The organism is Cellvibrio sp. BR, assembly GCF_000263355.1.
Classification (GTDB): domain Bacteria; phylum Pseudomonadota; class Gammaproteobacteria; order Pseudomonadales; family Cellvibrionaceae; genus Cellvibrio.
This window is the reverse complement of the sequence record NZ_JH668202.1, coordinates 404,791-421,128: the sequence shown is the minus strand read 5'-3', so window position 1 is coordinate 421,128 and position 16,338 is coordinate 404,791. Positions and strand designations below refer to the sequence as shown.

Below are 16,338 nucleotides of genomic sequence, written 5' to 3'. Positions count from 1 at the left end.
GTGTAGTATAAATTGCAGCGAGCGTAACTTATCGTGTCATAAGCAAAAGGCAAACCTTCCGGGGTTTGCCTTTTTTTTTGGCAATAGATCACACTCATCGAATTGCGGTAATGGTTTGTAATTGACAGGCTCGCAGCTTTTGAAAATGAGACTAGACTCAATTGTTGTGGCACTAACCGTCTTGCTCAGGGATCTATTATGAAGAATAAAATACACTTGTTCCTGTTATCTACGCTCGTATTGTCCACCTTTGCCCTGCAGGGCTGCGGTGGAAGTGATACCGAAAAAGCTCCACCGCGCTCGGGCCCAGATGCCTATGTAGTGGGCACCCATCCACGTTTTGACCCTGTCATTTCCGATTTACCATTCAATACTGATCTGATTTTTGCGGCGGCAGCGACCAGCGATGGCACGGCTAATCTGGGTGCGCCGACAGACCCTGTGCGGGCAACCATGAATCAGTTGGATGGATTCTCCACCTCAGCTTTTTTTGATATTCAGCTAAGCGGTAGCCTAAACCCGGCGAGCGCACTGGCGTCGCAAACAGTATTTTTGATTGAGTTAAGTGCGACGGGTGATGCGCTGAATCCTGCCAATATCACCGGCATTGCTGGCCTTGCCAATTACGATGTTCAGGTGGTGTCATTGGATGGTGGTAGCAACAACACCATTCGTATTCGTCCCACTAAACCACTGAAAGCCAAAACCAAATATCTGGTGGTGTTAACCAATGACCTGCGCGACAGTAGCGGAGCACCACTAACCCGTTCCTGGAGCTACAACGCGCTGCGCGACCCGACTTACACAACCCTGGAAGCCTTGGTGCCAGTACGCAACGCGATAGTAGGCTGGGAAACGCTGGGCAGTGGTTTTCTGGCAGCGGCCAGCGGAGGGGCATTGAGTGTGGCAGCGGCAAAAGAAAAGCTGGTGCTAACCTATACCTTCACCACAACCGACCCCATATCGCCCCTGATTGCGATGGCGTCACCCCGTGCCGCCATCGCCGGGTTACAAATTGCGGCGGGTGCTTCACCATCCACCGCTGTGGCCAATGTCCAACAATTAGAGTCTATTGGGCTTTTGCCTACACCCAAAGCCCGCAGCCTTGGCATTGCCGGTGTTACGGGAGTTGATTTCTCAGCTTTTAGCAGCCAGTTGGCGGCTAATGTTGGCAAGCTGTATACCGGTTATATCAAGCTGCCTTATTACCAAACAGCGGCGACGGGTTTGCCTTTTGGTGAGTATTTAAAGCGCAACTGGAAACCGGATTTAACCCTTGCCGGTGCCTTGGGGCGGACCATACCGACCGATGTGGATGGCAGCTATAACGTCACCTATCGCTATCCGTTTGCGGCAAAAACAGGCGATGAATCTGTACCTTTGCAAGTCACCATGCCGCAAGACAACTGGGTGCCCGGTTATGCCGGTGCGGCTAACTGTGGCCAAATCTATGCAGCGACCGGTTATCCCACGGTGATTTACGTGCACGGTATTACCAGCGATCGGGCATCGGTTGTCGCGTTGGGGCATACCTTGGCCAGTCGTTGTGTAGCCACAGTAGCCATCGATTTACCGGTGCACGGCATTCCCGCCAACAGCGCTTTTGTGAATGTACTGAACGTGGAAAAGAGCCAGTCCATCCCTTTTGCTGCGCTTTATGGCGACAACGCACCCCATGAGCGTCACTTTAATGTGGCCGGTTCCGGTGGTGCTCCCGCGCCGATGAATTTTGAAACGCCGGGTGCAAGTGACGGTTCGGGCGCGCAATTTATCAACCTCGGTTTCCTGACCAATACCCGCGACAACAATCGTCAAGCGGTAATGGATTTACTCAACCTCAACGCCAGCCTTGCGAGCGTAAATACGGAGATGCTCAAAACAGTCAGTACCGGTCTGGATTTGAATCGTGTTTATGTTGTAGGCGTTTCATTGGGAGGAATACTGGGTAGTGTATTTACCACCGTGAATCAGTTGGCGATTGCCAATGATGCACAGGTAGGGCTCGCTTCCAACCTCAACCCGATTCGCGGTTTGATCACCAGTGCTGCCGGCACGCAAGTGGCGCAAATTTTGGTGAACTCCGCTACTTTTGCCCCTGTGATTAATGGTGGCCTGGGGGCGAGTGGGGTGATGGTGGGAACCACTAACTATGAGCGGTTCTTGTATGCCGCACAAAGTGCGATGGATGCGGGTGATCCAGTCAATTATATGGAAACTCTGGCCCAGCTGGGTGTACCGGTATTGGTGCAGCAAATCAATAATGACCTGGTGATCCCCAACAATGCAGCCGGTGCGCCGCTTGCGGGAACCCAGGCCATGGCATCGCTACTCAATACCACGCAGCTGGGGCTAGGCTCAACTCAACTGGGGCGCGGTTATGTTAAACACACGGCTGGTGGCCATGCATCATTACTGCGTCCGGAGGGAGGTGCACCACAGGTTACCGCTGAGCTGCAAACCCAGGTTGTCACCTTTGTGTTAAATAATGGTGGTGTGGCGGTCGGCGGAGGTGCGCCCGGTAATATCGAGTTGCCTGCAAACTAAGAAACATTCCAGTGAAAAAAGCCCGCTGCCACGCGGGCTTTTTTTACAGCGTCAGAACCCTCTGTCATTCAACAATTTCTCAACACTGTTGGAAGGAATCAGTCATGGAATCTATGCAGGATTCTCTGACCCGCTGTTCAGGGGTAGGGGATAACTATTACACCGATGATCAACCTTTGGCCCGTATTTATGGTCACTCATCTGCCATAGTGGAGGTGCGCCAGCAGATCAGGCTCTGTGCGGCGGCGGATACCTCGGTGCTGGTCTACGGTGAAACTGGCACAGGCAAGGAATTGGTGGCGCGCGCGCTGCACGCGTTAAGCCGCAGGGCGCAACGCCCCTTTGTTGCCATTAATTGCGGCGCCTACCCCAATGAATTGATTTTGAATGAACTCTTCGGCCACGAGCGCGGCGCATTTACCGGTGCCCAAGCGCGGCAAGAGGGGCTGATTAGTCAGGCGCAGGGCGGTACTTTGTTTCTGGATGAGATCGACAGCCTGTCACCTGGGGCGCAGGTATTGCTGCTCAGGTTTATCCAGGAGCGCTGTTTCCGCCCGCTCGGCTCCGGTCGTGAATGCCATGCCGATGTGCGCATCATTGCCGCCACTCACTGCGATTTGCAGGAGCGTATAAGCGAGGGCCGTTTTCGCGACGATTTGTTTTACCGCCTTGATGTATTGCGCATCCAGCTGCCGCCGCTGCGCGAGCGCTGTGAGGACATTCTGCCGCTTGCCCATAGCTACTGGCGTAAGGTAGCTGAACAGCATCAGCTTTACGCTAACCCGCTCACCCCCGCATTTGAGCACTGGCTGCAGGCTTATCACTGGCCGGGCAATGTGCGTGAGCTGGAAAATGTAATTACCCGCTGGGTGTTTGGACAAAAGCCTGCCTCCATGACCAGCGCCAGCGATCTGGGTGTTGATTATTTGCAACCCTATTATGGGTCGGCTGCCGGTACCTTGGCGCTGACCTTCAGTCAGGCGAAAGAGCTGGTAATCAGCCAATTTGAAAAACACTACATAGCATCCATCCTCGCCATTACCAAAGGCAATATCACCCAGGCTGCCCTCAAGGCGGGCAAAGAGCGCCGCGCTTTTGGCCGCCTCGCGCGCAAACACAATCTGGTTTAATTCCTCTCTGCGTTTTGTTCTGCACGCGCGCTTGTTACTGGCGCGCGCTGTTTTTTTATGTGTGCAAAAAACCACGCCCCCTTCTGATTGTTCGGGTGGGTCAGAGCTGTCCCGAGTGGGGTATAGCTTACCCGCCAGATTTGGAAAATTTACGCGTCAATTGGCGCCGTAATTTTTGTTATGGCGGATAAATAAAAAATTATCCGGGTAAAAAATTACCCGCCGTCACCTCGGTATTTTTTTATGGATTGCGCTGCAACACGCGCCAGCCGTGATCTTGAGTCGCCTATTGAAAACGCTGGTATGGGCATTGCAATGTCGTTTTCCATGACGCGCAAAGCGGGTGTCGATTGCTGTTGCACAACTAAAAAAATATTCAGGGAATGCTATGAAAGATCATGTTCGTATCAAATTGCGCGCGGCCTTGCCGATAGAGCAATTGCCTCACTGGCAAATGTTGCTGGCCGATCGCCGTTTGGAACGCGAGACCTTCCACCCTGATATCGATCGCCTGTTTCGTGAATTTAATCTTCCCTTTCTTGCCACCCGCGAATACGCCGCCGCTCAGGGCGAATGGTCGGCCGATGAAATTGCTGCAGGTTTGAATCGCATTTATCGCCTGGTATTAACCCGCTCCGGGCGTGTGCCCCAAGCGTTAATCCAGCGCTTGCGTTTGTTGCCTGCGGTGGAACAGGCCAGCGCTACCGATGTTGGCGAGATGGAATTGAATCCTCCCACGGCGGCGCTGAGTGTTAATACCGATAAAACCTCGCGCGAATTAATTTATTTGGATGAAGCACACCGCTACTCGCGCGGCCACGGGCAAATAAAAATTGCGGTGTTGGATACCGGTGTGGACTTGCAACACCCCGAGCTGGTGGAGCGCCTGCAACCCGGGTTTGATTTTGTGAATATTCTCGATGGTGCTGCCGAATTTATTGGCGACTTTCTTGAAGCCGATGAAGTGGCCACCGACGAAGTGGGGCACGGCACTCATGTGGCCGGAATTATCGCGGGCAAGGGGCGCGCTATGCCGGTGGGGGTTGCGCCTGAATGCCAAATTATTCCCGTGCGGGTGCTTGCGGCGATGGAAAAGAACGGCAAAAAAATGGGCGCGGGTCTGCTGGAGAATATTAATGCCGGAGTGAAATTCGCGGTGGATCAGGGCGCCGATGTGATCAATATGTCGCTCGGGGTAAAACACAGTGGTGGCGGTTTGCCCCACCAAGAAGTCATTGATTATGCCCGGCGCAAGGGCGTTACTATTGTTGCCGCTTCGGGCAATGACGGTCAGCAGGAAATGTATTACCCCGGTGCCTTTGACTCGGTAATTGCCGTGGGCGCCATGGATGCACAGCGCGAGGTGGCCGACTTTTCCACTTACGGCGAGCAGGTATCGCTAATTGCCCCCGGGGTGGATGTGTACAGCAGTTATTTGGATAAGGGCTACGCCTTTTCCACTGGCACCTCACACGCTGCCCCCTTTGTGGCGGGTGCGGTGGCGCTATTGAAATCCTACGCGCGCGGGCGCGGCAAAAGACTTAGTGACAATCAAGTTAAACATCTGCTCAAACACACCAGCGACAAGCTGGATCGCTCGTTCAAACATCGCAAAGCGGGTTATGGCTGTTTGAATCTCGCCGATGCAATGCGTTACCTCGATTTTAAGCTCAGTGAAGGGAGACTGCGTCATGACTACCGCTAATGAAAAGAAAGAAACCGAAGTTGTAATTGAAAAAGAGGCCGTGGCCGAACCGCGTAAAACTGCCAAAACGGTGGCTATTAAAAATTTGGATTTTGGCGATTTAAAACCGGTGTGGAACAAGATGCTTGACAGCAATCGCCCGGATGCCGAAACCGGTTTGTTAAAGGTGACCGCGCGAGTGGGTTCGCTGGATCCATTAGCGCAACAAGCGCTGGCAAAAATGCGCAAAAAATTTCCCTACACCAGCAGCAATGTGCGCAAGATTATTGCAAACCGCGGTATTACCACAGAGTTGGATCGCGTGTTGAAACGCCTGAATGGTTTGCGTATTAGCGAGAATAAACGACTGGTATTAGCGGCAGTTTACCCCGCGTTGCTGGCCAGATTATTGGAAGGCGATGACATGAGTGTGGAGGAGATCAAGGACGATAAAGGTTTTGTGAATGCGATTTTATTTGAGCTGGAACGCAAAGATGGGCCGCTGGATATTTTCTCCCAGGAGTTAGTGAAATTGGTGGGCGCAAAACACCGCATCAATATCACTGAAGACAATGTGCTGCGCGATTTAATTGCGCATCAGGTGCGTGTCAGTTTGTAACTGGCGGCAGTTAATTTTCACATTCTCGCCAACCATGCCGTTGCGAAAGGAAGTCAAATCATGCCTAACAACGTAAAAATTAATTTGGCGCCGGGTGCTCTTGAACCGGTCATATTAAAGCTGATCAGCCAGGTCAATGAAAAAGGCCAGCTACCGGCGCTATTGGAAATTTATATCGACCAGAGCGAGATTGAAAAATCCCGTTTCACTGACGCGGTAAAGATGGCGATGATCGATTATTTACTCGATCGCGGCATTCAAATTGATGACATTGAAAAGCTCAAGGACGGTGGTTACGACGAGCATTTTGCCTTGGCGTACAACCATGCAATTGAAATCGCTAGCGGTGAAGATGACCCGCTCGATGCCGCCTGGCGGAAAGGTGGGGCACAAAATACTAGCCAGTGGGATTTTTCAGTTGACGATTTTGAAGGCATTGAAGAGCAGGGCATAGTTAAAGACAACATCCTTGCAGCCGGGGCGCTGGATTACATTTACGAATTGGGCGAGCGGTTGGGAATATTTAAATTGGTGGATGCGCTGGTGCTCAATTGGGCTGCAGGCTCCATTGATGTGGTGGATGGCCCGGTAGCTGCGCGCTTGTATCGCTATTGGAAACGCCGCGATGATCGCGCTTCGGAAGAGGAGCGCGGCATGGTTTATCGCCGAGTGTTGAATAAAAGCGAAACCGAAGTGCTGGCGCGCATGGTGGTGAATGAACACTTTCCCAATTTGTGGCACAACCTGATGGCGGAAGTGGCCGAGTACATAGATAAAACCGAGCGGGTGGATGATGGTTTTAGCGAGACCTCACCGGTATCGCGCTCGCGTTTGTATCAGGCGACCCGTGAGCTGCAATACAACCTCACAGAATTTTGTACCGGCATGGCCCATGTGCAAACCCGTGAATTTTATGCGCAGCTGCAAGAGTGCATGGAGATTTTAAAAGACCCGGATATCACCGCCTATTTTGGTGGCAACCGCCGCAAAAGTTTGTGGACGGTGATCGAGCGTTTATCCAAAGAGGAATTTGGCGCGGCGCCGAATATTGGCGCCCATCGTTCACTGGCGGTGGATGGCAACAAAATTTTCCAATGGGTCGCCAATTTTAATGAGGCCTCGGTGCGCCATGAAGATTTTCTGGCATTTGTGCAAGCGGCCGAAGCTTATATTTTGAATTTCACCAGCGTGGGTGACGAGGCGGGAATGGACGCCAGCGGCGACGAGGAAGAGTTGGAATTTGCCGATGATGACAGCGACGATTTTTAATCGTCGCCACACACAATATTGCTAACCCAAAATGCCTGTAACCGAGAAAGGAGTTCAGTCGCATGAGTGAACAAGCCATCAAAGATCTTGCCCGCGAATACACCCGTCGCACACTCGCCCAATCGGCGACATTTCATCAATTGGGGGTGGAGGATCAAAAGTCCCTCTACCTGGATGTGTATCGCCAAAATTACCAAAACCTCGCGCACAACACGGCCGATTATGTGCAGGCCAAAAACTTGCCAGTGGCAATGGCCGACCCCAAAGCGGGCGACATGATCAATGATAAACGCCACACCAACCAGCGCATTGACCAGGCGGGGGATCTGGCCGGCGGTTTTATCGATGAGGTGGATTTCCCCGGCTTTGTAAAAGACCTGCTCAAAGGGGTGTTCGACGCCAACCTGGAAGTGACTCTGGCGCAAATGGAGTCCTATCAAAAGTTACTGAAAGCGGCCACCCAATCCATATCCAAATTTATTAATTCCATTGATGACGCCGCCTCCTTTGGCTACCTCGCGGAAAATAATAGCGATGAATTCGGGCTGGCATTTAGCGATGAGGAAAATGAAGACGGCTCGCGCAAATTGCAGTTGACCGATGCCAGTGGCCAGCCCATGGATTTGGGGGACAACCAGGTTAAAGCCAAAATCATGGATGCCAAAATCCAAATGGCCAAAGAGCAGCGTGCCATGTTGCGCGAAACCATTTTGATGGGCATCACCCGGTTGGTGGTGGAAAAAGGTAACGTCAAGGCCTCGGTGTTATTCGACATTAAAGCCTCGGAACAGGTGCAAAAATCCGACAAGGCGGCAATCCAGGATCTGAAATCATCGAGCAACAGTGTCAGCGCCAGTGGCGGTTTGATCGGCTCCATTTTTGGCGGCCCCAAAGGTGGTCACACTTCCAGTCGGCGCACCAGCAAAATTTCGGTATCGAGCGCCAAGAGTGTCGCCAGTACCGAATTGGCAGCGAAGGTCACGGGCTCGGTGGATATCACCTTCAAGTCGGATTATTTCAAACTGGACAACTTTGCAACCCTCTACCAAAACGGCGCCGATGGCGGTGCCCAGTTGGGACCAGGTCAGCAGGTAGTGCAACCTGCGCCCGCTGCAGCACCTGCCGCCGCGCCCGCCCTTGCCGGTAGGTAAGGCTTATGGCGCTGGCATTGGTTCTGGCTATAACACCCGAGCCAGAGGGGCTGCGCGTGAGTTTCGATATAGGTAAAAACCGCTATTGGCGCTGGCAGTTAGGTGCCGAACCGGTTACCACCGGCAGTGGCTTGGCCAGTGTCGGTAGTGCGGGCGATAGCGGGGTGTTACGCGCGTCGCTGCAGGGGCCACTGCCACCGCAGAACTTTGGGCGCGGGGAATTCCTGCTGCCGTCGGCGCAACTCGGGCGCGAGCGACGTTTTATGCAGCTGCTGAGTTATCGCACCGAAGAGGGCATGGGGCCGGCGTTGTCGGCGGTGGTAGAGCTGCCGCTCAGCCGATCGTCTGGGCAAATCGATCGCTCAGATGAACCGGGTGAGGATCTACCGTCGCCGATTTTGCCGTTGTCTTCACCCGTACAGCGATTGCCTCTTGCCGCTATGAGCCAGCTTGTTAAAAAGGATTCAACCATGACTGCTTCAGCCTTTTCTGCTTCTGCATTTTCGCCGGCCCTGAGCCAGGTAGATTCAGTACCTTTTAGCCTGCGCGAGCGTCCCTTGAGCGGCGCACTGTTTTCCGGCGCGGACATAGTGCGTGTGCTTATGCCCATGCTGCCCTCCCTGGCTCCGGCGATTAACAGCTTGATTAGCGGTGTGGCCCCAGTGGTAGGGCAGGTCACCAGCCAGTTGCTTACACCGGACAATATTCGCCAGTTGATGCAATTAATTACTGCCGCCACCGGCGGGGCTGCCACCACGGGGGCCGCGCCTGCGGTTGCTGCAAGTGGTGCGCGCGCGGCGAGTTTATCTTATGCCCGTGCCAGTTCCCGCTACAGCGAAGCCAAGGTGGCACCAGCTTTGCTGGCGGCACTGCCAGCCCTTATGCCACTGCTACAACAGGTGCTCTCGCCGCAAACCGTGCAGAGTATTGTCGAGGCGCCCCAGCGTATGACCGGGCAGATTATTAACGGCATTACCGATTTTGCCCGGCTCGGGCTGCAGGCCGACCAGCAGTTGAATGACCACCTGCGGGCACTGAACCCGGGGGTTGACGACCCCGCTTTGCATCAGCTGCTGGCGGGTATGAGCCTGGGGCTGAGTAGCGCGCGCCAGCGCAATTACAAACGGGTGGCCAGTGTGCGCTTGAGTTTGGCCAGTGCACCCACCCAAGTACTGGTGGGGCGCACCCAGGTGCTCTATCAACAGGGCCGCGATTGGCTCTTCCCCACCCAGCTGGAAACACCGGAAACCCTGAATGAGGCGGAGCTGCTAGTGCAGGTCAAACAGGCGGATAACCTGCGGGTGGTGCATGAAACTTCGGAGCGGATTGCCAGCGCTGGCAGCGGCCCACTGGAGCTAACCCCGCAGATCAGCGCCGCCGAGGGCGCCAAATTGCAGGCGGGCAAGGAACACATAGTGGTTGTCAGCCTGCTGTGGCGCAATCGCAAAGGCCAGCTGCGCGGCACCTCGGTGCAGCAGAGCATCGTGGTGATGGGCACCTGCCAGTTTGATCGCATTGAAGAGTCTAGCGAACTTATCCCACTGGCTAACCGCGAGTTATTCCGCGACTACTGGCACGAAGTCTGGAACCATGATTTTACCGGCGACAGCCGCCGCGTAGATCTGCACAGCCGCTATTACCTCAAGCTCAGCCCCGAGCGTCAGCGCAATGCCCGCACCGATACCCAGCTCAAACGCCGCCAGGAGGGCACACGCCAGACAATTAACCTGCGCGCTGGTTATGAATTCAGTGTATTTGCCTTGAACCACCTGCTGGTGCGCTTGGCGCCGGACCAGCCGCCACTCAATGACGAGTATCTGACCGCTATCGCTAGCAGCGAATTTGGCGAGCGCTTTAATCAGGCTGCGCAACATCAAGCCCAGCTGCGTGGTCGGCCGGGTGAGCGGGCATCGCTCTGGGTATTTCCGGTGATGAAACTGCAAACCCTGATTCTGGTGCGCGCCGGAGCAGTTGACGAAAACGGTGCAGTGGAGACTTTGAATGAGGAGTCAGTGGTATTTCCTATTCCCGCCATGCTGCATTTTGTCGGAGTGAAGCAGTCATGAACCCAACAGCAGAGATACTCGCCCGCGCTTTGAGCGACGTGGACATAAGCGCCCAATTTGAGGGTTTGGAAATAGTGTTTAGCGACAAGCAGGCACTCTTTCCGGTGGCCTTGGAAAACGCTGAACCCGCGCGGCGCGCAGGGGCATTGCGACTGGTGCAGCCCGAAACTTGCCGCTGCCATCCCGCAGGGAAAGCCCGATGAGCGCGCCAGATCCCTCAGTTGCCACCCTCGCTCCAATTGGCGGGGATGAGATTCATCCGGAGGATTACTTCCCCGGTCTGGCCGGTATGTTGGAGGATTTTTTGTCGCCTCAAATTGAGCTGGCGCCCGACCCCTTCCAGCCGGATAGCTACTTGGGGCTGGTAGTGGAGCGGTTACACATTGAGCTGCCGATTGAACTGCAGCTGCTGCGTGCCAGCAGTGGTGAAGCGTTTATTGGCGCCACGCCGCCGAGTCAGTGGATCGAGACCTCGGTGGAGCCGGTGCTGCACCGTTTGGCACTTACCCTTGAGTTAGATCCGGAGCCGGGCGATGACCATTCGCGAGACCAAACCCTGGAATCTTGAGCAGTTTCTGGATTCGCTCATCCTGGAGCTGGATAAAGCGCAAGACACCCTCGCGCTCAAGGGGCTGACGCGCAAATTGACTTATACAGTCAAGGATGTGGCGCTGGACCTGAATGTTTTTCCGGTGATGGCCGATGGCAAGGTGCAATTTCAAATGGTGAAACCGGGTGAAGCCGGTGGTTCGCGCATCTCCTTCCAACTGGGCTCTATCACCGACCGGCAAATTCGCGAAAACGCTAATGAACCGCCCAATAAGGATGACCTGGAGCTGGACTTGCTGGAGGGCATGGACGAGGAGGTGAAAGCCAGTTTGCGCAAGGTGGGGGTGAGTTCAACCCGCGACCTGGAGCAGATGGACAAACGCAATGTGAATCTGGAAAAGGTGATCAAGGAAAAAACCGGTGGCGAAAAGAACCTGAATTACCAGGATCTGGCCAACATGATTAACAAAGTCCGGCGCAAAAAACTCTCACCCCAGCTGGCGCAAATGAGTGCCAGGGAGGAGGGCGATAGTGTGGAGCTGACCCTGCGCGGGCGCAATTTTGTGGTACAGCAAAGCGCCGATTTTCCGCGGGCGCTGGTCAACAACCAGCTGGCGGAAATAGTGCATGCCGATGCGGCAGAGCTGCGTTTGAAAGTGCCGCGTGCACAGTTGCAGGCGGGTAATAACGCCCTGGCAATCGCACTCGACCCCTATGCGCTGGTGCAGCTGAATTTACAGTCCTGAGGTTTGAGAAGGATCAACAGACAGGTGACCTAGATGACAAGAGCAGGAATACCAAAAGCAGGGATACCAAAACCAGTAACAACCCACCCGGGAGCTACAGGATCAGGTTTGCGTTCGCTGGAGCAATCCCTGCAAAGCAGTCGTAGCGGCACAGGTAAAACCAGGGGGGGCGGTTTGGCGGTGGGACTATCGAGCGAAATTGCATTGGTGCGTGGCCAGCAGTATCACCGGCCAAGCAGCCAATTGCGGGCGCTAGAGGAGCGGGTACTGGGTGCCACGCCCGCGCGCACCGCACCTGAGCCTTTAGCCCCTCCGGTTATTGAGCAGCATCGCCTTGCCCAGGAGCAAGTTAATCCGCTGTGGCTGATACCGGCACCGGTCGCCCCGGCGCAGGGTTTTATGTTTTCGGCCTTTGCCGCCCAGGAGTGGGTAGATGGCAGCTACAGCCCGGAATTATCGGCCCCCGATACTGGCCGCTTTCAGGTCGAGGCCTTTACCCATGCAGATCAATGGTCACCAGAGGCGCAAATTTCAGCGGCCTACAGCGCCGCGCCTGCGGGCGTCAGTTTGGCACCGGCGCCTGCCATTGCTCCTCCATCGAGTCCTCCCCAGTTTGGTCATCCCCAGCCCAGTCTTCCTCCAGTGCATGGGCGCGAGTCGTCCAGTCCATCGATTGCCCTGCCCGATGAGGAGAATTGGTTGGCCGAGGCGGAGCGGCCAACCACTATCACCGCCGCCAGCCAGCAGTCGCTCAACCCCGGTTTGGCGCTGGCGAAAGACGATTTTGAGAAAGAGCTGGCCGCTATTCTGGGGCAAAACCAAGCGCCCGCTGACGCGAATCAGCCGGTTGCACCGGGCAGTACCCCAACGAGTACCCCGGCGGGTGTGGGTGGCAGTGCAGCGGCAGTGCCCACCCCGGCCACTGCTCATCCCAACCACAATATCTTTGACCAGATGGGGTTGGGCATGAGTTACGCCAACAGTTTTGACCTGGGCAATGTCTCCATCGCCAAACGCCTGGATCAACTGGAGCGGGAGCTGGCTGTGGCCAGCCCGACACCTGTTCCAGCGCAGCCAATCACCCCGCCGGAAACCACCCATTCACCCGGCATCAGGGAGCTGGAGTCGCCGTTTGTGGACCCGATGAGTCTGGATGAATTTGATCTGGTGGCGGAGCTGGCTGAAATTGGCGCGGAAGCGCCAGCAAAGCCCGCGACAGATCAGCAGGGCAGCAATTCCGGTACTAACAATTCTGATATTAGCAATTCCGGCACTGGCACTTCGGTTGGTGACCTTACTGACAGTTCAACCCTTCCCAATCCCATCAATCGCATGGAACTAGCAGGTGACAAGCATGAGTAATCGATTTTCAGAGCTGGAAAATACCCTGGTTCGGCGCCCTGCACGGCAGTCGACAACGGCACCTAAAAAGACTGCCAAAACCGCTCACCCGCGCCGTGCGCCGCTGACGCCGCCAGGTGCTGCACCTGTGGCGCAGGGCTTGAGCGCCAAAGTCTCATCCTGGTCGCGTAGCAGCGCCCAGTCCTACAGCGCACGTGCCTTTGAGGCGGTCAACTATTCGGTGCCGGGCAATTTCTGGGTACTGGCCCAGCCCTCGGGCATGGCGTGTTGGGCAACGGTATTTACCATGCTCAAAAGCTGGCGGGTGCAGCAGCAAAAAAATATTGAGCAGGCGCTAGCCACGGTCGGCCAGCGCTGGGTGGACATTTACAAGGCGGACACCGGTTTGCTGGGCGATGACAAACCCGAATTTCTGGCCGCTGCCGGTCTGCACCCGCAACCACCGCAGAGTTACAGCGTGCAGGGCTGGGAAAACCTGCTGCGCAATTATGGCCCTATTTGGGTTACAACCGATGAAGACCCAGGACAGCGAGCGGCAATTCATGCGCGCATCATCACCGGTATTCACGGCGATGGCACCCCGGAAAACACTAAATTCAAAATAGTCGATCCGGCGGGCGGGCGCCGCTACGAGGAATCGATTGCGGTATTTGTTCCCAAGTACGAAGAAGAAGTGCGCCGCACCGGGTATATGCGGGTGCAAGTAGTGCATTGGCGCGCTGACGCGGTGAGTGAACAGCGCTCCCTGGCGCATAGCTATCGCAACCGTGCCTCGGCCAGTGATGCTCCAGTTGCCAAAAGTTTGGCTCTAGGCTGGGCGCTCAGTACGGCCCCCGATTTTACCGCCAAGCTGCAAGAGCTGCGTACCCAAGGGGTTCCCGAAGCCGAACTGCAAGCCTTTCTCGGTCAGCTTAATTTAACCCGTGCCCAAGCCTACCCTGGTGCCATGAGTGGTGGACGCACCGAGGTTCACCTGCCCGGCGGTTATAGCCTGTCGGGGTGGAAAGGTGAGTTACTGGTGGCCGCGATCATGGCGGGGCTTGCCTCAGTGCCCGTCGCGGGCACCGCGTTGGCAGCGCTTATCCCGCTGCTGCGCGCTGCTGCCAACCGCTACAACGTCACTATAGGTTTGGGGCCAGCAGTGACTGGTGGTGTGGCTGTGGGTGCTGGCTTTGGTTACGGCATCATGTTTGCGCCCGGTAATCAGGTGGGCTTTTACGGCACCCTGTCCGGTGTGGTTGGTGCGATTGTCTCCATTAGCGCCACTATGCAGGTGACCATTATTCACGGCGGCCCAAGCCTGTTTAGCGGTGCTGCAGTCGCCGTGGGAATGACTGCCGGGGTGGATGCACCGGTTGGCCCTACCGGTGGTGTGCACGCTTTGATGAGTGGCGGCCGTTTTATTGGGGTGACGTTCGAGCTGGGTGTTTCTGCTGGCCTATCGCCCATTGAGGCCTACGCCCAATTTCAGTACACCGCGACCAGTATGGCGTTGGCGCGGCAGGCCTATGCCTTTGCCGAGGAAATCCCGCTCTCGCCTGCCAATGGGGGCCAGTCTATTGATGCCAGTGCCTTGCGGATTGGCGATATTTTGTTGTCGCGGGCCAGTGGTGTGGTCTCGCGTGCTATCCGCACAGTAAGCGATGCACCGGTCAGCCATGCCTCGGTTTATATTGGCGGTGGGCAGGTGGTAGAAGCGCTGGCGAATGGTGTGGTGCTCAACCAGTTGGAAGATTCTGTTGGTTCCAACGAAGTTGTGGTGGCCTTCCGCTACCCCAACCTCACCAGCGAGCAAGAACTGCGCATTCGCGATTTTGTCGGCCAGCATTTGGGCACTGGCTATAACTACTGGGGCATAGTCCGTCAGGCGCCATTCAGTGTTGATCGCCGTATTTGTGAGCGGCTGCCTGATGGTATGCGCCAGCGCTGCACCAGCGGTATGGCGCGCATCTTTCTCGGGCGCGGGGATACAGATCGCTTCTTCTGTTCACAGTTAGTCGTCGCGGCCTACCAACATGCCGGTGTGCCCCTGACTTCTGCCGACCCGCGTTGGGTGAGCCCCGGCGACTTGGCTCGTATGAGGGAGGATGCAGTACCCGCCTTTACCATCACTCATCCGCTGCAGTATGTGGGGCATTTAAAAGCCTGATACTGGTGCGACTTTTGGTTAAATCACAACAAGCCCGATGCCTGCCTTCGGGCTTTTTTGTTTTAACGGGAGAAAATCTTGTACTCGGCAGGCTTTTTGGCAATGATGCCGCCATGTTTTCCATCATTCCCGCCTGAGAAGTATTCATGACCCCACGCAATTACCTCTATCTGTTAAAAAAGTACGACGAATACCAAGCGCAAATTGAGCGGCTGTTGGAGTCTATTGTGACTTCACTGGCTCCAGCCAAAATGGATACCTCCCATGAACATCTCAACACCGTGGTAAAACGGTTGCATGAGTCTTATCCCTTTGTTGAGTTGCTTTATTGTATTAACGATAAGGGCGCGCAAATTACCGAATCCGCCGCGTCACCCACCGTGCCGGACCCCAAACGACGTGAGCCCGGTTTGGGGTCGGATCGCAGCAATCGTGTGTATTACACCCGCGCCAGTGAAAATGTTGCGGCGGCAACGGTTACCCAACCCTATCTTTCCAGCGCCACTCATCAGCTCGCCATTTCGGCGGTGCAACGGTTTATCGATAACAATGGCAATACCTGTTATTTGGTGATCAATTTTAATTTGGAAAAACTCATCACCTTTTTGAATGGCGATAGTTTGCGCCGCATAGTGCACCCTTTCTTTCAAGTGGTTTACGGCATTATCGGTGTGATGTTGGTAATCGTTTCCTCTCTACTGCTCTATTCAGCGGGCACATCGTTATTTGATATGGTTTATGAACACACCAATACCGCCACCCAGGCATTCCAATCGGTAATTCTGGTGACCTTGGGCTTGGCGATTTTTGATTTGGGTAAAACGATTCTGGAAGAGGAAGTACTGCTGCACAAAGACATTCATCACACCGGATCAACACGCCGTACCATCAGTCGGTTTATGTCGGCGATTGTCATTGCGGTGTCTATTGAATCGCTGTTGTTGATGTTTAAATCCCTGCTGGGCGATGCCACACATCTCAATTCCGCGGTATTTATGTTGATCGCCGCGGTAGCGCTGCTGGTGGGTTTAGGTGCTTACCTCCGGCTCACCAAAGATCAGGAATAAGG

13 protein-coding genes are annotated in these 16,338 nt (G+C 55.0%); all 13 read left to right on the top strand.

What is annotated here, in order from left to right; translation table 11 throughout:
- Positions 1–198: 198 nt before the first annotated feature.
- Complete coding sequence (locus tag O59_RS12110) at positions 199–2,544, top strand: hypothetical protein (RefSeq protein ID WP_050977058.1); 2,346 nt, start codon at positions 199–201, stop codon at positions 2,542–2,544.
- A 104-nt stretch (positions 2,545–2,648) separates the two neighbouring features.
- The gene (locus O59_RS12105) at positions 2,649–3,674 is read left to right on the top strand and encodes a sigma-54-dependent Fis family transcriptional regulator (RefSeq protein WP_007643055.1); all 1,026 of its coding nucleotides are present in this window, start codon (positions 2,649–2,651) and stop codon (positions 3,672–3,674) included.
- A gap of 388 nt (positions 3,675–4,062) precedes the next feature.
- The gene (locus O59_RS12100; protein ID WP_040392301.1) at positions 4,063–5,379 is read left to right on the top strand and encodes a S8 family serine peptidase; all 1,317 of its coding nucleotides are present in this window, start codon (positions 4,063–4,065) and stop codon (positions 5,377–5,379) included.
- Positions 5,366–5,977: a hypothetical protein gene (locus O59_RS12095; RefSeq protein ID WP_007643052.1), complete on the top strand. Its 612-nt coding sequence runs from the start codon at positions 5,366–5,368 to the stop codon at positions 5,975–5,977. Before O59_RS12100 ends, O59_RS12095 begins: the two co-directional genes overlap by 14 nt.
- Before the next feature lie 60 nt (positions 5,978–6,037).
- The gene (locus tag O59_RS12090; protein WP_007643050.1) at positions 6,038–7,246 is read left to right on the top strand and encodes a hypothetical protein; all 1,209 of its coding nucleotides are present in this window, start codon (positions 6,038–6,040) and stop codon (positions 7,244–7,246) included.
- Between the two features lie 62 nt (positions 7,247–7,308).
- On the top strand, positions 7,309–8,397 hold the full coding sequence (locus O59_RS12085) for a hypothetical protein (protein ID WP_007643045.1): 1,089 nt from the start codon (positions 7,309–7,311) through the stop codon (positions 8,395–8,397).
- Between the two features lie 5 nt (positions 8,398–8,402).
- Positions 8,403–10,463, top strand: a complete 2,061-nt coding sequence (locus tag O59_RS12080) for a hypothetical protein (RefSeq protein ID WP_007643044.1) — start codon at positions 8,403–8,405, stop codon at positions 10,461–10,463.
- Positions 10,460–10,666, top strand: a complete 207-nt coding sequence (locus tag O59_RS12075; protein ID WP_007643043.1) for a hypothetical protein — start codon at positions 10,460–10,462, stop codon at positions 10,664–10,666. The genes O59_RS12080 and O59_RS12075 overlap by 4 nt, the downstream gene beginning before the upstream one ends.
- Entirely contained in the window at positions 10,663–11,031 is a 369-nt protein-coding gene (locus tag O59_RS12070) for a hypothetical protein (protein WP_007643042.1), read from the top strand. The genes O59_RS12075 and O59_RS12070 overlap by 4 nt, the downstream gene beginning before the upstream one ends.
- Entirely contained in the window at positions 10,997–11,758 is a 762-nt protein-coding gene (locus tag O59_RS12065) for a hypothetical protein (protein WP_007643041.1), read from the top strand. The genes O59_RS12070 and O59_RS12065 overlap by 35 nt, the downstream gene beginning before the upstream one ends.
- Positions 11,759–11,791: 33 nt before the next feature.
- Positions 11,792–13,120, top strand: coding sequence for a hypothetical protein (locus O59_RS12060; protein ID WP_157152562.1), 1,329 nt, complete (start codon positions 11,792–11,794; stop codon positions 13,118–13,120).
- On the top strand, positions 13,113–15,269 hold the full coding sequence (locus O59_RS21055; protein ID WP_007643037.1) for a papain-like cysteine protease family protein: 2,157 nt from the start codon (positions 13,113–13,115) through the stop codon (positions 15,267–15,269). The genes O59_RS12060 and O59_RS21055 overlap by 8 nt, the downstream gene beginning before the upstream one ends.
- A gap of 146 nt (positions 15,270–15,415) precedes the next feature.
- Entirely contained in the window at positions 15,416–16,336 is a 921-nt protein-coding gene (locus tag O59_RS12045) for a hypothetical protein (RefSeq protein WP_007643033.1), read from the top strand.
- Positions 16,337–16,338: the final 2 nt, after the last annotated feature.